Genomic DNA, 19,437 nt, shown 5'->3' on the forward strand with positions numbered 1-19,437 from the left:
CTGCGCCGCACGATCAAGGACGATTCCAACAGTCTGGCCGCGCTGCCGTACACGCTCAACAACGTGGCGGTGTCGTACACGTACAAGGGCGAGTTCGCGAAGGCCGAGACGTTGTTGGTGGAAGCGATGGATGTGGAATCGCGTGTGCATGGTCCCGGCTCGTTCAACATGGGCAACCTGCTGCGCGCGTACGCTTCGCTGGTGGATGAGATGGGGCAGAAGGCGCGTGCCGACACGCTCATTCACAAGTCCATCCAGGTGCTGCGCGGCGCGGCCGGGCCCAATCACTACGAGACGCTGCGCTCCACCTCGATGCTCGCGCAGCTGCGCTACGCCGCGAACGACATGCCGGGCACGATCACCGCAGCGCGCGAAGTGGTGGCCCAGGTGGGCAAGGGAATGCCAGAAGCCGATGCCACCACCGGGTCCGCGCTGCAGGCTCTTGGGCTCGCCCTCGATTCGCTCCGGCAGTTTGCGGCGGCGGACACCTTCCTCGTCATGGCGTTGGAGCAGCGGCGCAAATTCCTGCCCGCGGAACACTGGGCGATTGCCAATGCTGAAGCCGTGTACGGCTATCATCTGGGCCGGCGTGGGCGTCATGCCGAGGGGGAGCGTTTGATGCGCGGCGCGTACGACCGGCTCGTTGAGGCGCGCGGCGCCGATGCTCTCGTCACCAAGCGGGTGGCAACGCGACTGGCCGAATTGTACGAAGCCACCGGCCGCGCAGCCGAAGCCAAACGCTGGCGCGAGCGGGCCTGAGGAAAGGCCCGCGCTCAGGCATGAGCCAATTGGCATGAGCCAATTGGCGCCTGAATCCCGCGTGTGTTGGTATGGAGTCGATCGAATGGGAGAGTGTCGACGCACGCGTGCTGGCGGGTGTGAGTGTCGACGCCGGGGCTGACCCTCGGCATGAGGCCCAGGCCCGCGTCATTCGTCCGGTGACGCCAGAGGCCCTGGGCGCGCGTGGCGTGCTCGCGATGGTGGTGGAATGCCGCGGTGCGCCCGGCGCCAGTCTGGCGTCCCGCCTGATGCTGGAGACGCTGGCCAGCCACTTTGCCCGCGAGACGCCTCCGCGCGACGGATGGCTCGTGCGCGCGCTGGAGGCCGGGTGCGATGCCGTGCGCGGCGCGGCGCGGCGGCAGCGCTTCATGCGCGGCGTGACGGTGAGCGGGGCCGTCCTCCTGCTGCATCAGGGCATGGCCAGTGGCGCCTTCGTTGGCAGCGCGCCGCTCTACCTGCTGCGTGGACGCGATCGTTACCGACTCTCGGGCGACACGGTGACCGCGCCGCTGTCCCATGCGGTGGCGGTGACGTGGGCCCAGCCTTTCATGGTAGATGCTGACGACCGCTTCCTGCTCTGTACCCGGGCCGTGCTCGGTGAAGGGCCGGAGGCGATGGCGCAGTTGATCGGGGTCGACCTGACGGGTGACCATCACCCGCAGGTTGCCTGCGACGCCCTCATCGCCACCGCGAGGCAGCGCCGCAGCGGGCAAGCCCTGGCGTCGGCGATGCTGGTGGCTGGGTAGGCGCCCATCATCGGGCACCAATTCGCCGACCACCTTTGCGAAATGATCCACCACCACACACTTCTACGCGTGAATGACGGGAACCTGTCACCAGAGGAGCACGGAATGCATGTCATACGTCGGCCGGCGCAGCAGCCGGGGGCGATCCACGAGTCCGGGGCGGGCCACCGTCCACTTCATTCACCACCGAACCAGCGGAGTCGGTTCATGAGGGCGATGCGCGTAGTTGCGGGCGGTACGGCGTGGCGCGTGACGCCACTGCTGGCTGCCTTGGCTGTGATGACCGCGTGCGGTGGCGGCGAAGCCGCAGCGCCGCGTGTCGTGGCGTCGGTGGAGGTCACGCCGGCCACGGTCACCGTGCAGCCGGCCCAGTCCTCCAATCTGACCGCGACCGCGCGCGAGGCCGACGGCACGGCCATCGTCGGGCGATCAGTGGTGTGGACCAGCTCCAATCCGGCGGTCGCGACGGTGTCGGCGACGGGCGTGGTCACCGGTGTCACCGACGGCGTGACCTCGGTGTCGGCGGCGATTGGCTCGGTGAGTGGCAGTGCTGCCGTGGTGGTGCGGTCGGCCGTTGCCGCGGTGGCAGTCACCCCGACCACGGCGACGGTGACGATGGGTCGCGCGCCAGTGCAGCTGTCGGCGGCACCGCGCAATGCGGCGGGTGCGGCGATCACGGGCCGTACGGTGACATGGAGCTCTTCGGCGCCGACCATCGCCAGTGTGTCGGCCACCGGCCTCGTGGCCGCTGTGGCGCCCGGTTCGGCGACGATCAGCGCCACCAGCGAAGGCATCACCGGGACGGCGGCCATCACGGTGGCTCCCGATCCCTGCAATGTCGTGCGTGCACTGCCGGTGGGGCAGACGGTGAACGGTACGTTCACGGCGAACGATTGCGTGCTGAGCGACACCACGGCGCTGCAGCGTTATTCGTTCACGCTCGCCGCGCGCACGAAGGTGGAGATTCTGATGTCCAGCGCCACGCTGGATTCCTATCTCTTCCTGGTCGACTCGGCGCTCAATGTCATCGTGGAAGACGACGACGGCGACAGCGGGCGCAACGCGCGCATCATGCGCACGCTGCCGGCGGGCCGCTACGAGATCATCGCCAACGTGTATGAGCCGCGCACGTACGGGACCTATCAGCTCACGTTGCGCAACGCCCCGGCAGTGTGCACCACCGGTCGCCAGACGGCGGTGCCCACGACGCTCAGTGCGAATCTCGCCACGACGGCCTGCCGCATGAACGACGGCAGCTACCAGGATCGCTACGACATCACCGTGGCGACACGTGGTTTGTACCGCGTAGAAGTGGCCAGCACGGCGTTCGATGCGGTGGCCGTGGTGCTCGACCAGAATGAAAACGTGGTCGCGCAGGACGATGACAGCGGTACAGGCACCGATGCATCGCTCGAGGTCTCCCTCGCGCCGGGCCGCTACACGGTGTTGGCGACCGGATATCCCGGCCAGACGGGCGCCTATCGCTTCACGGTGGCGCAGGCGGTTGATCCGTGCGGTGTGAATCGCACGCTCACGCTGGGTCAGTCGGTGATCAACACGCTCGCCACGTCAGACTGTGCCTTGTCGGATGGCGGCGGCCCCGCGCGGTACCTGCATCGCACCGCGCTGAGCCTCACCACCACCACGTCAGTGCAGATCGACATGACCAGCACGGCGGTGGATTCGTACCTGATCCTGCAGAACGCGGCGACGGGTGCGGTGGTGGCCGAGAATGACGATGTGTCGAGCACCAGCCGCAACGCGCGCATTCTCGCGACGCTGCCGGCGGGCACGTACATCATCAACACCACGACGTACAACACGGGTGAGACGGGCGCATACCAGCTCAGCGCGACGGTGGCCCCCAACTCCACCGTGAATGTGGCGGTGACGCCCTCGGTGATGGCGCTGGTGCCTGGTCAGACGCAGTCGGCCCGTACCACGGTGACCGGTTCGGCCAACACGGCCGTCATCTGGCAGAGTAGCAACACCAACGTGGCGACGGTGTCTACCGATGGTGTGGTGCGCGCGCTGACGCCGGGTACGGCGACGATCTCCGCCATCTCGCAGGCCGACCCGCGTCGCGCCGGCACGATTGCGGTGACCGTGGCGGCCACCGATGGCAGCGTGAATCTCGACGTGTCGGGCATGTATGTGGTGCAGTCGGTGCAGCAGGCCGACGGCCGCATTCCGCTGGTGGCCAATCGTCAGGCGGTCGCGCGCGTGTTTGTACGCAGCAGCCGGCTGGGCCTGGGTGCGGTGCAGGTGCGTCTTCGGGTGATCGAAGGTGGCGCGGCCATCGCCACCTTCAATGCCACCGCAACGCCCACGTCTACACTGGACGAGAGCTGCTGCTCGGCGGACTTCCCGATCACGGCCGCGATGGTCAAGGCGGGTGTGTCACTGCTTGCCGATGTGGATCCGAACAACCTCGTGTCGGAAGCGAACGAGACGGACAATGTGTTCCCGACCGTTGGCACGATGCCGCTCAACGTGGTGTCAGTGCCGCCGATGGCCATCCGTCTGGTGCCGGTGCAGCAGAGCCGCAATGGTCAGATCGGCGTTGCCAACAACTCGTTGTTCAACATCTTCCGGTCGATCTGGCCGTTCGAAGTGATCAACGCGACGCTGCGCACGCCGTTGGTGATCGACTATACGATTGGCTCGCAGAACTTCGACGACTGGATTCGTCTGGTGCGTGACGTGGAGATCGTGCGGCAGGCGGAAGGTGGCGCGCACTACTACTACGGTCTTGTGCGCACGCGCGGCACGAGCGGCGTGCTCGGTCTGGCCAATGGCATTCCGGCGCGCACGGCCATCGGTGTGGACGAAGGCTCAGATTTCGGACCGGGCGAAAGCCGGCTGACGTTTGCGCACGAGATGGGTCACACCATGGGACTGCGTCACGCCCCGTGTGGTGGCGCGGCTGGCCCCGACCCGAACTATCCGTTCTCGGATGGACGTATCGGCGTGTACGGCATGGACACGTTCGGTGGCAACGCGATCAAGGGACCGGTCGTGAACGACATCATGACGTACTGCCCGAATCAGTGGGTGAGCGCGTACAACTACCGCAAGGTGATGGACTTCCGTCAGGCCAACCCGAACGGCGTGGGCAACCTGCTGGCACCAACACGTGCCCTGCTGGTATCGGGTGGTATTTCGGCTAGTGGCATCACGCTCGACCCGGCGTTCTCCATGACGACTTCGCCAGCCGCGGCGGATGCGCGCGGCACGCACGTCATCGAAGGGTTCGATGCGAACAACCGGACGGTGTTCACGTGGCGCTTCACGCCGTATCGGGTTGATGATGCTCGCAGCGACCAGGACGCGTTCGTGGTGGCCGTACCGATGAGCGAAGCGACGCAGCAGAAGCTCGCTCGTCTGGTGGTGCGCGAAGCCACCGGATCGTTCGGGTCGGCGCGCAGTGCGGTGCGCACCAGCGCCCTTGCGGTGGCGGCCGATGCGGGCAGCACAGCGGCCGCGCCGGTGAATGCGCTCGCGCAGTTGCGCCGCAGCGGCGGCAAGACTGAACTCACGTGGTCGCCGGCGGTATCACCGGCCGTGATGGTGCGCAATCGTGCGACGGGTGAAGTGGTGGCCCTGGCGCGCACCGGCACGCTCGACCTCACGCAGTTCGGATCGCTCGCCGGTCTCGATCTGCACGTGTCGGATGGCACCAAGAGCACGCGGCTCGTGATCGATGCCGCCACGGGAGCCCTGCGTCGATGAAGATCATGCAAGTGGTGACGGGCCGCGTGGCCCGTCTGGCCCTGGTGGTGTGCTTCGCCACCGCGTGCCGTACGCCGGCTGCTGAACAGCAGCCGGCGGGGGAGACCGCCACCGCGCAGCCGGCGCCTGCTCCAACGCCTGCTCCAGCGCAGAGCGCCGGCACCACGTCACCGGCCGTGCTGATGCTCGAGCGCGGTCCGTGTTACGGGCGTTGTCCGGTGTATGCGGTGGCGTTGTTCGCCGATGGCGCGGTGCACTTCGATGGACGCCAGCATGTGCAGAGCATGGGCATTCACAAGGGCAGTGTGCCGGCATCCGACGTGGCCGCGCTCACGCGCCGGTTCCAGGCCGACTTCGCCGGTATCAAGGACAGTCTGTATGTGCACGAAGCGCCGGGCTGCGGTCAGTTCATGACCGACGGCCCGAGCATTTTCCTGTCGTTCCGCGATGGCGCGAAAACGCGCACGGTGCGTCTCGATACGGGATGCACCGGTGCGCCTCCCATCATTCGTCAACTGGCCGTGGCGGTGGACAGCATCGCCCGGACCCCCACCTGGGTCGTGGGACCCGGAGGAGATCGCTGATGCTGCTCAATACGACGCTGGTCCTCATCCTGGCACTGGTGCAGCCACCGGCCAGTGCGGCGCCGGTGAGCGGCGCGGCTTCGGTCAACGCGGTGGGTGCGCACGTACAGAAGCATCCCAAGCAGAAGCTGGCTGCCGCACGGCAGAAGCCGGCGGCGGCGCGTGACGTGAACACCAGCACACGCAGCGCCACCACGGCGGCGATTGCCAAGGCGCCGGCACCGCCGGTCGTGAAGCCAGCGGCCAAGGCCAAGGCGGCCACCCCCGCGGCGCGCAGCAAGTAAGAAGCGAGACGGTACAAAAGACGGAGGACGTTGCCGAATTGGGCAACGTCCTCCGTTTTGCTTTGGGCTTTGAGCGCTACTTGAGCGACAATCCGCTGGCCGGACGCACACTGGTCACACGCCACCGATTGCCATCACGCTGCATTTCGGCGGTGAACTGCGCCGAGCGACGACGATTGGCGCCGAATGGCGAGCGGACATTTACGTCGGACGAAAACGTGGCGGTGGCCTGCGCGCCCTGCACGGAGATGTCGAGACCCTGCGGAGCGCCGGCCGACACACGGCCTTCGCGGGCGAGCGATACCCAATCGCTCTTTGCGCCGCCCTGTAGCAGCGATTCGGCACCCGAGGGCTGGGCCAGATCACCCAGGGCGTTCACCAGCGCAGCGCGAATGGCATCCCGTGTGGCGGCGGCGTTCTCCACAGGAGCCGGTGCTGGCGTGACCGGCGTGGGGGCGTCCACGACCTCGCGGGGCGGCTCCGGGCGCGGCGGTGTGGAGCGTTCGTCGCCAGTACCACGATCGCGCGATGACGGTGGCGTATCGCGCTCACGACGTTTGTCCGCCGCGGGTGGTGGGGTCGGTCGTGGCGCAGGCTGCGCGGGTGGAGTCGCCACGGGCGGTGAGACGGGCCCGGAAGCCGCCGGCACCCGCAATGACGCGAGATCTTCACCGGCATTCGATGACGCGGGTGTGACCGGTCCCAACGGGGCCACGATGGTGGAATCACCGGTCGGCTTGACGGGTTTTTCCGGCTCGGTACGTGCGAGGCGCACGCCAACGGCCACCGCCGCAAACAGAGCGCCTGCTGATGCATACACCCGCCAGTCTGTCCAGCGCGGCCTCGCATCCGATGCACTGGCCGCCATCGCATCAGGACGTGCGTGCTCGCTGGTCTCCACGACAACGCGCGTTTCGGCGATATCGGACGCTTGCACCACCGTGGCCTTGGGCGGCGCCAAACGGGTCTCCACCGGCCCACGTGGGTCGCGCGTGGCTGGTGCATCATCGGCGATGGCATGGGACGGTGTGTCCACGGCCAATCGCGTTTCCGGTGCGGGCGTCGAGCGCTTCGCGGCGTTCGGGCGTGCACTGGCTGGCGCAGCTTCGATGGCACGGGCCAGTTCCTGCGAAAACGCCATCGCGTTGGGGAAACGATGCGCCGGTTCATTGGCCATCGCACGAAACACGATCGCATCCACGATGTTCGGCACATCCGGCACGAACTCACTGGCCGGTGGTGGGGGATCGTTCAGCTTCTTCATCATGAGCGCGTAGTCCGAGTCGGCATCGAACGCCATGCGTCCGGTGATCAGCTCGAACAGCACGGCACCCACCGCATAGATGTCGGTGCGGGCGTCCACTTCGTGCCCACGCAACTGCTCGGGGGCCATGTACATGGGTGTGCCCACCGAGTGGCCCACCTGAGTCTGCCGGCTGCGCCCCAGCATGCGGGCAATGCCAAAGTCCATCACCTTCACGGCACCATTGTGCGCCAGCATGACATTGGCCGGCTTGATGTCGCGATGCACCACACCCATGTCGTGCGCATGATCCAGTGCGTCGAGCACGGCCATGCACAGCTCGCAGGCCCGTGGCCAGGTGATACGCCCCGAGCGTTCCACGATGGCTTCGAGCGTATCGCCACGCACGAACTCCATGATCATGAACAACTCGTCGCCGTGTTGCTCGAGGCCATGCAGCGTGGCAATGCGCGGATGGCTCAGGCGGGCCAGCGCCTTCGCCTCCTGTTTGAACCGCTCGACCAGCGACTCCTTTCGCGTGAGATCAGCGCGCAGCACCTTGATCGCCACTTCACGGTCGAGCATGCGATCGACGGCGCGGTACACACTGCCCATGCCGCCATCGCCGATACGATCGAGGATGCGGTAGTTCCCCACCTCCCGTCCAATCATCGCACGATCTCGATCGCGCGTGTCGCTCCCGGAGCGGACGCGGGCCGGTGGTCGGCGCGCAGCTGCACAATGACGGCTGAAATGTTGTCGAGTCCACCCCGCTCACGGGCCAGCGCGATCAGGCGGTCGCAGGCCACCTGCGCGTGCGGTGTGCCGTGCAGCATCGTGGTGCGGATATCCTCGTCACTCACCAGGTCGTACAGACCATCGGAGCAGAGCAGGAAGGCATCATCGGGCTGCACCACGAATGGGTGACTCCAGCTGCCCACTTCAATCTCCGCGTGACTGCCCAACGCGCGCGAGATGACATTCTTGTCGGGGTGGTGTCGCGCCTCTTCCAGCGACAGGATTCCGCGGCGCACCATGTCCATGACCGCCGAATGATCTTCCGTCATGAGCAGCAGGTCGCCGTCGCGCAACAGGTAGCAGCGCGAGTCGCCCACATGGGCGCACCAGGCCGCGCCATCGCGCAGCACGAGCGCGCAGCAGGTGGTGCCCATGCCACGCAGCGCGGACTGGCGCCGGCCCGCATCGAAGATCGCGCCGTTGGCGGCCTTGATGGCGTGCACGAGCGCATCGGGGAGTTGGGTATCATCGGCTTCGAGCGACGCGGCGATGGTGTCGCGCGCCAGCGCACTCGCCACTTCGCCCGCCTCGTGACCACCCATGCCGTCGCACACCACGGCGAGCAATCCATGACGACGCATCGCATCGGCGGAATCGGGCACACGCAGCAACAACGCGTCCTCGTTCAACTCACGCACACACCCCGGATCGGTGGCGGTGCCGGTCTCGAGCTGCCACGGCGCCGAAGCGGCCACCACTCGACGCTGGTCGTTGGTGTCGCGTAGCGTATCACGGCCGGTGGAATGTGTACCAGTGTGCACACGCGAAGAGGGAGTCGTGCCGGAGAACCAGCCCACGACGGTTTGCAGTAGCGACATGACAGCGCTCAGCGAAAGTTCAGTTCAGGGGGCTCTGCATCGCCGCATGCTCTCCATCACGGCGTCGAGCCCTTCGGTGATGCGAAGCCGGATCGGGGTGTCATCGCAGCCAGTGCGGCGCAGCATGAGCGAAAATTCCGTGCCGATCGGTGCTTCCAGCTGGTACGGGGTGGTGCCCAACTGCACCCCGTCGCGATACACGGCAGCGTCCCCTTCCAGCACACGGATGGTCACGCGCCGCATCCCGCGCACGCCCCCAAGCGGCCCGCTGCGTCCACCGCCGCCCTGCGTCGTGTCGACAGGGAGGGTGGTATCGTCGGTGACGGTGGGACGCAGCGTGGCCAGCAGAAACACGAGCATGACAAACGCCGAACCGGCGGCGAGCAGCAGGCGCCATTCCCGTGAGGCGCGTCGTGCCACTTCACCACTCTTGCCCAGCAACAGCGACGGTTCGGAAATGAGATCCCAGCCGGGCAGCAGTCGCGCTGATGGCGCCCCGTTGGGCGTCAGTCGCCGCACATCATCCAGCAGCGCGTTGACGTCGGGATACCGGTCGTCGGGACGCACACGTAAACACCGCGCGATGATGCGATCGACATCGCGGGGAACCACCGCCCTCAGCACCGATGGCGGCGTGTAGCTGCCCTTGAGGATGCGCTCTCCCAGCAGGCCGGGTGCGTTGGCCGAAAATGGCGACGTGCCCGTGAGCAGCTCGTAGAAGACGATGCCCAGTGCCCAGATATCCGAGCGCGGTTCGGCGCGTCCGGTGGTGAGCTGTTCCGGCGCCAGGGATTGCAGTGTGCCCACGACGTTGCCGGTGCTGGTGAGTCGCGGCCCGCCGGAGCTGGTGGCAATGCCGAAGTCGAGCAGCTTCACCGTGCCGTCTTCGGCAATGCGGACATTGTTGGTCTTGAGGTCACGGTGCACCACGCCGCTCTTGTGCACGTAGGCCACGCCTTCAGCCAATGCGGCAAATATGCGCAGGGCTTCTGCCATCGACAGCGGCCCTTCGCGCCGCACACGGTCGTCCAGCGATTCCCCGTCGACGTACTCCATGATGAGACAGGGGAGACCGTCCACCTCGAGGTACTCGAACATGCGCGCCACATTCGGGTGCACCAGCGTCTGGTGAATGCGCGCTTCATTGCGAAACCGTTCCAGTCCCGTGCCACCGACAGCGGCTTCATTCAACACCTTGGCCGCCGCCACGCGACCCGTGTCGCGGTGCATCACGCGATACACCGCGCCCATGCCACCTGCCCCGACAAAGTCGATGACCCGGTACGGTCCGATCGTCGAGCGTCGAATGAGAGCAGGAGACATGGGAACGGTAGGCGTGATGATTCAGCAGGCCACGGTCAGCGCGAGGCCGTCGGATCGCCGATCTTGAGCAACTCCATCGCATAGCGCACCGGAATCGCGAAAGAGATCTGCGCATCGGTGGTCTTGCCGGCGAAGTAGATGCCGATGACGTTGCCGAACGCATCGAACATCGGGCCGCCGCTGTTGCCACCACCGGTGGAGTTCACCGTGAGCTGATAGGTGTCGCCACCCGGTGCGAGCGTGATGAAGCCATCGCGCACTTCGGTATCGGCCGCACGCAGGATCTTGCCGATGTTGCCGGTGGACAGCGTGGGATCGGGCAGGATGCGCTGCTGCGCTTCGCGATTGAACATGTCACGTGACTTGATGACAGTGATCACTTCGTTCGAAACGCCCGGGTAACCCATCACCGTCACCGCGTCGCCCTGACGGGTGACATCGTAGGTGTCTTCCATGTTCACATATGACAGCGACTGCGGCGCATCGACCTTGATGAGGGCCACGTCGTGGCGCTGCGACGGACGCACGTTGCTGGCTTCGAACGGCGTCGGATCCTTCGGGAAGCGCACGTAGAGGTATTCCACCCGTGCCTGGAAGTCGCCGATCTCCCCCTTCGGGCCGGCCTGCTTGGTTTCCGAAGGGATCCACTGTCCCGGTGGACGCGTCACGACCGGGTTACCACCTTCATCGAGCTCTGGCTGTCCGGTGCGCGGATCCATGATCGGACCCACATCGTTCGGATCGAAGCGGTACCACGTTTGCCAGTTGTAGGCCACGTGACGGTTCGTGATGATGAAGCCGTTCGACGTCACCACGAAGCCGGAACCACGCGAGCTCACGCCGATCGGTTCACCTGAGTTGGCATCGAGCGTGAGGAGTGGCTCCACACCGCTCTGCACCTGGACATACGCCGGTACCATCTGACGGCCGTTGTCCACGATGGCGCGACGCGAACCGTCTTTCGCCTTGATGACATTCGGCACCAGCTTGTGGTAGACCTGCCCACCCGAGCCGCGGTGCGTGAGCTTCCACGAGAAGTCCACCTGCACCACTGCGCCGCTGTGTGCCGCCGCGATTTCCGCCGGCTGCAGCTGCTTCGACAGTTCACCGGCGCGTCCACCGGCCTTGCCCAGACTGTCGATGCGCGCGCGATCCTTGTCCGACTGCTGGTCGCGGCGCTCGTCCTGAACCTTGTTGAAGCCCACCACACCGATGATCAGCGCAGCCGCGACGCCGAGCACGGCGTACATGTTGCGGCGTCCCTGATGACGGGTCTCGCCGATCATGCGTTCCACGGTCGCCTTGCCGATCCCGTTTCCAGCCGGCGCGTTACCCGAGCCGCCGCTCACGCTGGGCGCCGCACCAGAGGCGGCACCACCGATGCGCGTCTCTGCCACACCGGCCATCGGGCCGTCGAGGCGCGTGGCCTTCACATACATCGCTGGCAGCGGATCAATATCGAACTGCAACTCCGGACCACCCGCGCCGAGCTGGATCACATCACCAGGCTGCAGCGGACGATCACCCACCACGCGCAGCTTGTTGAGGAAGGTGCCATTGCGGCTGTTCAGGTCCGTGAGTGTGAAGCGGTATGGATCCTTCGGGTCACGGGCAATACGGGCATGCTGACGGCCGACGAGATCGTCCTTGTCCGGATCGAACCGGATGCCGGCGCTCGGATCGCGGCCGATAGTGAGTTCCGCGAACTGCTCCAGCGGGAATTCCTCGAGCTGACTGGCCTTCGATCCTTTGAGGTGGCGGAGGACGACGCGTTCCATTGCTTGGATCTCCATGAGAGGCGGTGCGGGCGGCACCGGGATGTGGAGCGCATGCGGACTGTGTGGAGACAGGTCCCTGGCATCGCTCATTTCCTCACGCGCAATCGCCGCGGAAAACGGCTCATGCGGCCATTTCTCTCTCTCGATGCACCCACGATGAGCCATTCGTCGGCCGTCTTACGCGTGTGCTGGTAGAACGGAGATCCACGGTCATGGTGGCGTGGCGCTCTCCGGACTCTCCAGAACCCGAGGATCGGTCCATGTCCGCAGTTCGTCGTTGCTCCCTGCTGGCCGCCGCCGTGTGCTGTGGCGCCCTCGCGTCCCCGCTCGCGGGCTCCCTGGCCGCGCAGTCGGCGCAGCGCGTGTCCATCCAGGCGTCGGGACTGTATGTCGGCGCGTATGGCGACGCCTATGAAGGCCTCAAGCCCGGCGCGGGCGCCGAGGCGCAGCTGCGCTATACGCCGAGTGTCTGGTCCTTTGGTGTGGGCGGACAGTATTCCGCGCACGACCTCACCGAAGGTGGCTTCGAGGGCCAGCAGGTGAAGCTGACCGGTGTCTTCTTCGAGCCCCGGCGCGTGATCGATGTCGGCAGCGCCTTCGTCGCACCCTACATCTCGGCGCGTTTCTCGTACCTGCGCCAGTCCATCGACTTCACGCTGTCGGATGGACGCGAGACGGTGGATGTGCAGGCCAAGGCGAGTGGCAGCCAGGTCAACGCCGGCGGCGGATTGCTGTTTCGCCTGTCGCCGCGCGTGAATCTCGACTTGGGCGCGACGTTTGGCATGATCCGCTTCGGTGATGTCGAAGTGAACGTGCCCGGCATGGGAAACACTACGGTGGATGGCTCCAGCGGCACGGGGCAGAACCTCGTGATTCGCGCCGGTCTCGCCATCGGACTGGGCAAGTAAGCGCGGCCATCGCGCGAACGACAAAGGGGCCCCCGCGCCGGGTGCCCCTTTGTCATTGGTGGCCGGACGGTGACGCCCGACGGTGATGTCAGTCGGTGGGATCCATGTCCACCTGGCCACTCAAGCGGCGCGACAGGTGCGACCAGCTCATGCCCACGGCCAGCAGCATCGCGGTGCAGAACAGCACCACATGCGTCAGGCCACGTCCAGAAGACGCGCTCACCACACCGAAGTCGAGCAGCAGCCATACCAGTCCACCCGAGATCGCGAGCACGATGACCGCGCCACCCAATCCTATCGATCGGCGGGTGGCGTTGAGGAACACCGCCCATCCCGCCAGCAGCGCGATGCCGGCGAGGAACTTCACCGACGCCGGTCCGGCGGTCTGTACATCCTGCACCAGCGGTGCGATGGCCCAGTGGAAGTACGAGTACCCCTCGGGATTGTAGGTCGCGAACACGAGGACCAGCGCGGCAAGTGCGCGAATCAGGATGCCGCTGAAGCCGGGAGCAGTGGCCATGACCGTGAGCGTCAGGGTGAACGAACGAACTGGGAACGGCTAGGAACGAGCCGGTCGACGTGCGTACTGTCGACCGCGCCGGGCCACGGCGATCAGGCACCAGACCAGCGCCGTTGCCACCAACAGGAACTTGATCGTCGCGGCGGTTCCGGCAAGCAGGGTCCGCGCCGGCGTGGCGCCCTCCGCGAGAATCTGCCAGAGCAGATAGTTCTCCAGCGCGTCGAGCGGGGTGCAGAGCAGCACCAGCCACATGAGCGGCCGTCCCAGGTTGTGCACGCGTGACGTGCTGCCGTGGGGCGCGTAGCGCTGCCCAGCCGTTCGGAGCAACCCCACACTCAGCGCAAAGAACGCGGGATAGATCAGCAGGAACACCACATCGAGTCCAAGGCTGACCCGCGCTGTCTCCAGCACACCTTCCTTGCGCCAGGCGTCGGCGATGGCCGCTGCTCGTTCGGGGGTGAACGCCAGTTCAAAGCTCACAATGCCGGCCGGCGCCTCGGGCACATGCAGGGGCCTGCCGAGGAAGGTGAGCTGCACCATCAGCACCAGCGAGAGCGTCGCGAGGAAGAGCCAGCCAAAGATCCGCATGCTGGGACGGTAGCCTGTCGGATTCGCGCCCGGAACGGGAAGGCACTATCTCTCACGCATGATCGTGGCGTTGCCGGTTTCCGCGGAGGCCCTGTTGGGTGTGGCGGTGGGTCTCGGCCTCGCCGCGGCCGCCGGATTCCGTGTGTTTGTGCCACTGCTCGCCGCCGCCGTCGCTGCGAAGACCGGCCTGCTCACGCTGTCCCCCGGCTTTGAATGGCTGGCCAGCACACCAGCGCTCGCGGCGCTGGGTACGGCCACGGTGCTCGAGGTGGGTGCCTACGCCGTCCCGTGGCTCGACCAGCTGCTCGACATTGTGGCCACACCGGCTGCGATGCTGGCGGGCATGCTGGCGGCGGCATCGGTGGTGGTGGACCTGCCGCCGCTCATCAAGTGGAGCGCGGTGGTGCTGGCGGCCGGTGCGGCGGGCATGACGCAGGGCGCGACGGTGTTCACGCGCTTCAAGAGCACCACGCTCACCGGTGGAGTGGGCAATCCGATGGTCTCCACGCTGGAGCTGGTGAGCGCGGTGGTGACGAGTGCGCTGGCGATCTTCCTGCCCATGCTCACGCTGGTGGCCGTGATCCTGCTGCTGGTGTTCTTCACGCGCCGCGTGCATGGCGTGATCTTCGGCCGGCGTGGGGCGCGCAAGGCCGGCGTGACAGCGGGTGGGCCGCCACGGGTGCCGCGCGGGCCGTAGTGCCCACGCTCCTACCTTGCCGAGCGGAACCCCTCTCGCTGGAGTTGGGCCACCACACGGGCCTTCAGAGAGGAGGTTGACTCATGAGGCCCCTCCGACGTGACACAAGGCGCCGCTTCAGTCGCGACCGATTCACGGTCATCGATCCGGTCGCGGCTGCCACCATCGCCCAGCGCTGCCTGACGGACGGCTTTCAGGAACGCCCGCGCAAATTGCACATGTGATGTACAATCCGCGCAGTTCGAAAGATGTGCTTCCATCTCGGCCAGCCGTGCGGCATCGAGCTCCTCGTCGAGATAGTCCCACAGACGACGCATGGCGGCTTCACAATCGATGACGATCGCCTCTGGGGTCTTCACGGCGCCTCCGGATCATTGATTGGAGATGGTGTGGAGCGATCGACAACGCCCGCATCCCGGGCAAATGACAACAACTCGATCTGCAGCAGACGTCGTGCCCGATACAGACGGGATCGCACAGTGCCGACCGGCACCCCGAGCACCGACGCCGCCTCGTGATATCCCAGGTCCTGTACGTCGACCAGTTCCACCACACTGCGAAAGGCCGGTGGCAACGCGCGGATCGCCGTCAGGATGGCCGGCCGCACGTCGATATTGCCGATGAAACCATCGATGCCGTCCTGACGTGCCATGGCATGTTCGCGGGCCATGGCCAGCGCCTCGAGTTCGGCGTCGTTGCCTTCGGCGGTGTGCACCATGCGTCGCTCACGCTCCATCGTGCGTAGCCACACATTGTGGCAGATCGCGAAGAGCCAACGGCGTACCGCTGCACCCGGCTGAAAGGATGCATAGCCACGATAGGCGCGCAGGAACGTTTCCTGTACGAGATCGTCAGCGCCGGCCTCGTCGTGCACCAGCGATCGCGCAAAGCGTGCGACATCCGGCAGGCACGCCAGTACGTCGCGTTCGAACTGCGCGTCACGTGGGTCGTCCTGCCGGAGGTCGTTCATGGAGACGCGGCTCGCCGATCTCAGGGCGCCGGCAAGGCGCGGCGGATGGCGGCATCGATGTCCTGATCACCACCGACACCGGTGTACACCACCTTGCCACTGGCATCGAGCACCACCACGTAGGAGGTGTGCGGCACCTGGAAGGCCTTGCTCGCCAGGTGTTCGCGATCGAAGAGATACATGCCCGACAGTTTTCGCTCCGTCACGAACTGCTGTTGACGCTCCGGGGTCTGGTTCTCCGGCACACCGATGCCGAGGAACGCGATGCGCTCACCATAGCGGGCTCGCGCCGCTTCGAGCTGGGGTTCGATCTTCTTGCACAGCGGGCACCAGGTGGCCCAGAACTCGATCACCACCGGGCGCTTGCCGATGACCGATGCCGGATCGAAGGACGAGCCGGTCAGCGTTTCGAGGGCGCCGAACGAGGGGGCCATGGCACCCACCGCAATGCCGCCGGTCTGTGCGGCGGCGACCGGGGCAGCGACGGACGTGACAATCAGGCCTGCCGTCAGGACGATCAGGCCAGTGGTGAACAGGGTGAGACAGCGGGCACGCATCATCGAAGGCACCATCCGAAGGAACGGGGCGGAGTGCTGCCGGCGGGTCAGAACCATACCTGACCTGCCTGCAGCAGGTAGTACTCGGCCATGCCGAGCATGAGGACACCGAATCCCGTCTTCACCCGGACCATCCACGTACCGGCTCGCGGCAGTTGCATCGCGCCGCCGGCCGCCAGTCCCACGACGACAAGCAGCGAGGACATGCCGAGCGAGAACACGAACAGGTACGTGAATCCGCGCCATGCGCTGTGAGTGGCGGCCACCCATGTGAGCAAGGTGGCCATGACCGGTGCACCGCATGGTGCCGCCACCAGACCGGATGCAGCCCCCATACCGAATGCGCTGACCACCCGACCTCGCGTCTCGAGCGAGGCCGCGCGCTGGAGCCACGAGGTGGGCACCGGCACGGCGATCACGTCGAACATCATCAACGCGAAAACCACGAGCAGATTGGCCATCGCCAGCAATAACCAGCGATTGGTACTCACCGCACCGAACAGCGCTCCCGTCATGCCGGCCAGCAGGCCCAGCGCTGCATACGACAGCGCCAGTCCGAAGACGTACGCCAGTGTAAGCGTCCAGGCGCGCTGTTTCGCGACACAGCGCGTCGACCCCTGCAGTGTGCCTCGGGTACCCACCTGCTGACCACCGACGACCGCCGCCGTGATGGGAATCATCGGGTAGATGCACGGCGTGAGACTGGTCAGCACACCACCGGCGAACACCGCCGGGTAGGTCAGCCAGGACTGGGTGCTCAGCAAATTGCCTACATCGGGAAGCGCCATGGACTCTTTGCGTGCAGTGAACGTCGGCCGCAGAGTGAAGAGCGGACGGTGCACCTATACGCGACGAGCTCCGGGAGTTCCCACCGGCGTTACGGCGCGCGCGCGGGGGTGATGATGATGTTGCGGTATTCCACGGCGGTGTGATCGCCCTGCAGGTAGATGGGACCCGGCTGTCCTTCGTTGCTGTCGAGCGCACCGCCGGTGATGCCGGGAATGGTCTGGTCGGCAATGACCGTCTTGCCGTTGAGCACCACGGTCACGCGACGCCCGATGAGCGTGATGTCGTACGTCTGCCAGACACCAGGCCCCTTCGACACGTTCTCGTTTGCCGTCAGGAAGCCGTAGATGCCACCCAGATGCACCGGCGTGGGTTCGAGGTCGCCGTTGTCTTCGACCTGCACTTCGTAACGACCGCGCAGATACACGCCGCTGTTGCCGCCCTTCGGATAGCGGAATTCGAGGTGCAGCTTGAAGTCGGTGTAGTGCTGCTTCGTGGCGAGATTGGCGCCCGACCGACTGTTGGTGAGCACCCCATCCATGATCGACCACCGACTGGTGCCGGCGAGTGGGGCCCACGCGTCCATCGACTTGCCGTCGAAGAGCGTCACGGGCGTGCCCCACACCGGTGCCGCGGTTCGGCGCAGCAGCGGCGCGCGCACCGCCACGAAGCGGTGTGATTCACCGCGTGGCGTGGTGAGCGTACCGCTGAGACGGTCATCGGCGAACGTGGCCTCGATGCGGAGGTCGTTCGGTTCGGCATCCCATTGCGGCGGAATCGCAAAACGCATGGTGTTGTTCGCAAACTCCACCTTGGCGATAGGGCGCGCGCTGCCGCCCGATCCGACAAACCGTCCCACCAGTGTGCGGATCCCCGACTGGCTCACTTCGAGCCATGACGGATAGGGGCCGTTGGCGCCCTGCACGGTGAGATCCCACCGCCCGATGATGGGCGCGCCGGCCTGCCCTTCCAGCACCTGTGCATTCAGCATCGACGCAGCACTCAGCAGCGCACCCATTGCCACCGCACGCAGCGAGAGCCTCGGCACGAGGCGAAACGAGGACAACATGGCGAAGCTCATGATGATGGTGAGGTAGAGGGCGATGGCGTCGGTGATGACGATGTTGGCGAAGACGGCACTGGCGTTGTCGTTGCCGAAGTCGATGCTGCGGCGAGTTGTTGTGCCGCCGCATGAATGGCGGCGCGAATGCGCGGATACGTCCCGCACCGACAGACGTTGCGCTCGAGCGCGCGATCGATGTCGGCATCGGTGGGCATGGGCTGGGCACCAAGCAGTGCGATGGTGGCCATCACCTGTCCCGACTGGCAGTACCCGCACTGCGACAGGTCGGCTTTCACCCACGCATCGCGCACGGCGTCGACCACCGGACCTTGCACGCCTTCGATGGTGGTGATGACACGTCCGGTCAGCGTCCCGATGGACGTGACACAGGCTGGCGTGGGGACACCGTCCACATGCACAAGGCATGCGCCACACTGCGCCATGCCGCACCCAAAGCGCGTGCCCATGAGCTGCAGCGACTCGCGCAATGCCCACAGCAACGGCGTGTCCGGATGCATGGCGACCACCTGCTCACGGCCATTCACCAGCAGTCGCACCGGTTCGGACTGACTCACAGGGACGACTCCGATGCGGGCGTACTCAATGGCATGCGCAGCGGCAGCGCGCGCACCCGCTGGCCCGTGAGTGCAGCAAGGGCGTTCCCCACGGCCGGCGCCACCGGTGGCAACGCCACTTCACCGGCGCCACTGGGTGGCTCACTGCTCGCGATGAGATGCGTCTCCATCGCCGGACACTCATCGATGCGCAGCGGTCGGTACTCCTGAAAGGTGCCCTGTCGCACGCGTCCATTCTCGATGGTGATCTCGCCATGCAGCGCGGCCGACAAGCCGTACACGATTGCGCCCTCCACCTGCTGCTTCACGCCACTCGGATTGACCACCAGCCCGCAGTCGATCGCGCTCACCACCCGATGCACTCGCGGTTGTCCAGCACTGTCCAGCGACACCTCGGCCACCTGCGCCACATAACTGCCAAACGACCAGTGCAGCGCGAGACCACGGGCACGCGGTGCCCCATCCTTCCCTCGCGCCAGGGGTGTGCCCCACCCGGCTGCATCGGCGGCGCGGCGCAATACGGTGGCCGCACGCGGGTGCTGCTCAAGCATCGCCAGGCGATAGTCGAGCGGATCCTGTCCGGCCTCCTTCGCCAGCTCGTCGATGAAACACTCGAGAAAGAACGCCTGGTGAGAATGCCCCACACTGCGCCATGAACCCACGGGTACCGCCAGTGTCACTTCGGCG

The 19,437-nt window shown here is 66.1% G+C and carries 20 protein-coding genes; 7 read left to right on the top strand and 13 right to left on the bottom strand.

Features of this window, described 5'->3' with window-relative positions:
• From VGE27_RS09485 to VGE27_RS09505, 5 genes are all read left to right on the top strand, one after another.
• A partial coding sequence (locus VGE27_RS09485; protein ID WP_331049410.1) for a tetratricopeptide repeat protein occupies positions 1–759 on the top strand: 759 nt, incomplete at its 5' end.
• A 71-nt stretch (positions 760–830) separates the two neighbouring features.
• On the top strand, positions 831–1,526 hold the full coding sequence (locus VGE27_RS09490) for a hypothetical protein (RefSeq protein WP_331049411.1): 696 nt from the start codon (positions 831–833) through the stop codon (positions 1,524–1,526).
• A 207-nt stretch (positions 1,527–1,733) separates the two neighbouring features.
• Positions 1,734–5,258 carry an Ig-like domain-containing protein gene (locus tag VGE27_RS09495; protein WP_331049412.1) on the top strand — a complete coding sequence of 1,175 codons (3,525 nt, stop codon included), beginning with the start codon at positions 1,734–1,736 and terminating at the stop codon, positions 5,256–5,258.
• On the top strand, positions 5,255–5,842 hold the full coding sequence (locus tag VGE27_RS09500) for a DUF6438 domain-containing protein (protein WP_331049413.1): 588 nt from the start codon (positions 5,255–5,257) through the stop codon (positions 5,840–5,842). Before VGE27_RS09495 ends, VGE27_RS09500 begins: the two co-directional genes overlap by 4 nt.
• Positions 5,842–6,126, top strand: coding sequence for a hypothetical protein (locus tag VGE27_RS09505; RefSeq protein ID WP_331049414.1), 285 nt, complete (start codon positions 5,842–5,844; stop codon positions 6,124–6,126). The genes VGE27_RS09500 and VGE27_RS09505 overlap by 1 nt, the downstream gene beginning before the upstream one ends.
• Before the next feature lie 76 nt (positions 6,127–6,202).
• Here VGE27_RS09505 and VGE27_RS09510 read toward each other — a convergent pair whose 3' ends face one another.
• The 4 genes from VGE27_RS09510 to VGE27_RS09525 are packed head-to-tail and all read right to left on the bottom strand — an operon-like array spanning position 6,203 to position 12,086.
• Complete coding sequence (locus VGE27_RS09510; RefSeq protein ID WP_331049415.1) at positions 6,203–8,041, bottom strand: serine/threonine-protein kinase; 1,839 nt, start codon at positions 8,039–8,041, stop codon at positions 6,203–6,205.
• Positions 8,038–8,985, bottom strand: coding sequence for a Stp1/IreP family PP2C-type Ser/Thr phosphatase (locus tag VGE27_RS09515; RefSeq protein ID WP_331049416.1), 948 nt, complete (start codon positions 8,983–8,985; stop codon positions 8,038–8,040). Before VGE27_RS09515 ends, VGE27_RS09510 begins: the two co-directional genes overlap by 4 nt.
• Before the next feature lie 24 nt (positions 8,986–9,009).
• Positions 9,010–10,308 (bottom strand): serine/threonine-protein kinase, encoded by a 1,299-nt coding sequence (locus VGE27_RS09520; protein WP_331049417.1) that lies wholly within the window; start codon positions 10,306–10,308, stop codon positions 9,010–9,012.
• A gap of 35 nt (positions 10,309–10,343) precedes the next feature.
• A complete protein-coding gene (locus VGE27_RS09525; protein WP_331049418.1) occupies positions 10,344–12,086 on the bottom strand; it encodes a trypsin-like peptidase domain-containing protein in 1,743 nt (580 codons plus the stop codon).
• Between the two features lie 260 nt (positions 12,087–12,346).
• On the opposite strand from VGE27_RS09525, the gene VGE27_RS09530 reads away from it, so the two are divergent.
• Positions 12,347–12,994, top strand: coding sequence for a hypothetical protein (locus VGE27_RS09530; RefSeq protein WP_331049419.1), 648 nt, complete (start codon positions 12,347–12,349; stop codon positions 12,992–12,994).
• Between the two features lie 88 nt (positions 12,995–13,082).
• On the opposite strand, the gene VGE27_RS09535 is transcribed toward VGE27_RS09530, so the two are convergent.
• Entirely contained in the window at positions 13,083–13,514 is a 432-nt protein-coding gene (locus tag VGE27_RS09535) for a DUF6524 family protein (protein ID WP_331049420.1), read from the bottom strand.
• A 39-nt stretch (positions 13,515–13,553) separates the two neighbouring features.
• Positions 13,554–14,102 carry a hypothetical protein gene (locus VGE27_RS09540; RefSeq protein WP_331049421.1) on the bottom strand — a complete coding sequence of 183 codons (549 nt, stop codon included), beginning with the start codon at positions 14,100–14,102 and terminating at the stop codon, positions 13,554–13,556.
• A gap of 58 nt (positions 14,103–14,160) precedes the next feature.
• Here VGE27_RS09540 and VGE27_RS09545 point away from each other — a divergent pair, with 58 nt between their 5' ends.
• Entirely contained in the window at positions 14,161–14,799 is a 639-nt protein-coding gene (locus tag VGE27_RS09545) for a DUF4126 domain-containing protein (RefSeq protein ID WP_331049422.1), read from the top strand.
• Between the two features lie 11 nt (positions 14,800–14,810).
• Here VGE27_RS09545 and VGE27_RS09550 read toward each other — a convergent pair whose 3' ends face one another.
• From VGE27_RS09550 to VGE27_RS09580, 7 genes are all read right to left on the bottom strand, one after another.
• Complete coding sequence (locus VGE27_RS09550) at positions 14,811–15,158, bottom strand: zf-HC2 domain-containing protein (RefSeq protein WP_331049423.1); 348 nt, start codon at positions 15,156–15,158, stop codon at positions 14,811–14,813.
• On the bottom strand, positions 15,155–15,769 hold the full coding sequence (locus tag VGE27_RS09555) for an RNA polymerase sigma factor (protein ID WP_331049424.1): 615 nt from the start codon (positions 15,767–15,769) through the stop codon (positions 15,155–15,157). The genes VGE27_RS09550 and VGE27_RS09555 overlap by 4 nt, the downstream gene beginning before the upstream one ends.
• A 20-nt stretch (positions 15,770–15,789) precedes the next feature.
• Positions 15,790–16,329, bottom strand: coding sequence for a TlpA disulfide reductase family protein (locus tag VGE27_RS09560; protein WP_331049425.1), 540 nt, complete (start codon positions 16,327–16,329; stop codon positions 15,790–15,792).
• Positions 16,330–16,373: 44 nt separating this feature from the next.
• Positions 16,374–17,114, bottom strand: a complete 741-nt coding sequence (locus tag VGE27_RS09565) for a cytochrome c biogenesis protein CcdA (protein WP_331049426.1) — start codon at positions 17,112–17,114, stop codon at positions 16,374–16,376.
• An 89-nt stretch (positions 17,115–17,203) separates the two neighbouring features.
• On the bottom strand, positions 17,204–18,181 hold the full coding sequence (locus tag VGE27_RS09570) for a DUF1080 domain-containing protein (protein WP_331049427.1): 978 nt from the start codon (positions 18,179–18,181) through the stop codon (positions 17,204–17,206).
• A gap of 8 nt (positions 18,182–18,189) precedes the next feature.
• On the bottom strand, positions 18,190–18,750 hold the full coding sequence (locus tag VGE27_RS09575; protein WP_331049428.1) for a (2Fe-2S)-binding protein: 561 nt from the start codon (positions 18,748–18,750) through the stop codon (positions 18,190–18,192).
• The coding region (locus VGE27_RS09580) for a molybdopterin cofactor-binding domain-containing protein (protein ID WP_331049429.1) at positions 18,747–19,437 on the bottom strand (691 nt) is incomplete at its 5' end. The genes VGE27_RS09575 and VGE27_RS09580, both read right to left, overlap by 4 nt.

This window comes from Gemmatimonas sp. (assembly GCF_036405635.1).
In the GTDB taxonomy this organism is placed as follows: domain Bacteria; phylum Gemmatimonadota; class Gemmatimonadetes; order Gemmatimonadales; family Gemmatimonadaceae; genus Gemmatimonas.

Coding starts and splice junctions, on each gene's coding strand:
- VGE27_RS09490 (WP_331049411.1), top strand. CDS start 831: ATGGAGTCGATCGAATGGGAGAGTGTCGACGCACGCGTGCTGGCGGGT.
- VGE27_RS09495 (WP_331049412.1), top strand. CDS start 1,734: ATGAGGGCGATGCGCGTAGTTGCGGGCGGTACGGCGTGGCGCGTGACG.
- VGE27_RS09500 (WP_331049413.1), top strand. CDS start 5,255: ATGAAGATCATGCAAGTGGTGACGGGCCGCGTGGCCCGTCTGGCCCTG.
- VGE27_RS09505 (WP_331049414.1), top strand. CDS start 5,842: ATGCTGCTCAATACGACGCTGGTCCTCATCCTGGCACTGGTGCAGCCA.
- VGE27_RS09510 (WP_331049415.1), bottom strand. CDS start 8,041: ATGATTGGACGGGAGGTGGGGAACTACCGCATCCTCGATCGTATCGGC.
- VGE27_RS09515 (WP_331049416.1), bottom strand. CDS start 8,985: ATGTCGCTACTGCAAACCGTCGTGGGCTGGTTCTCCGGCACGACTCCC.
- VGE27_RS09520 (WP_331049417.1), bottom strand. CDS start 10,308: ATGTCTCCTGCTCTCATTCGACGCTCGACGATCGGACCGTACCGGGTC.
- VGE27_RS09525 (WP_331049418.1), bottom strand. CDS start 12,086: ATGGAACGCGTCGTCCTCCGCCACCTCAAAGGATCGAAGGCCAGTCAG.
- VGE27_RS09530 (WP_331049419.1), top strand. CDS start 12,347: ATGTCCGCAGTTCGTCGTTGCTCCCTGCTGGCCGCCGCCGTGTGCTGT.
- VGE27_RS09535 (WP_331049420.1), bottom strand. CDS start 13,514: ATGGCCACTGCTCCCGGCTTCAGCGGCATCCTGATTCGCGCACTTGCC.
- VGE27_RS09540 (WP_331049421.1), bottom strand. CDS start 14,102: ATGCGGATCTTTGGCTGGCTCTTCCTCGCGACGCTCTCGCTGGTGCTG.
- VGE27_RS09545 (WP_331049422.1), top strand. CDS start 14,161: ATGATCGTGGCGTTGCCGGTTTCCGCGGAGGCCCTGTTGGGTGTGGCG.
- VGE27_RS09555 (WP_331049424.1), bottom strand. CDS start 15,769: ATGAACGACCTCCGGCAGGACGACCCACGTGACGCGCAGTTCGAACGC.
- VGE27_RS09560 (WP_331049425.1), bottom strand. CDS start 16,329: ATGATGCGTGCCCGCTGTCTCACCCTGTTCACCACTGGCCTGATCGTC.
- VGE27_RS09565 (WP_331049426.1), bottom strand. CDS start 17,114: ATGGCGCTTCCCGATGTAGGCAATTTGCTGAGCACCCAGTCCTGGCTG.
- VGE27_RS09570 (WP_331049427.1), bottom strand. CDS start 18,181: ATGTTGTCCTCGTTTCGCCTCGTGCCGAGGCTCTCGCTGCGTGCGGTG.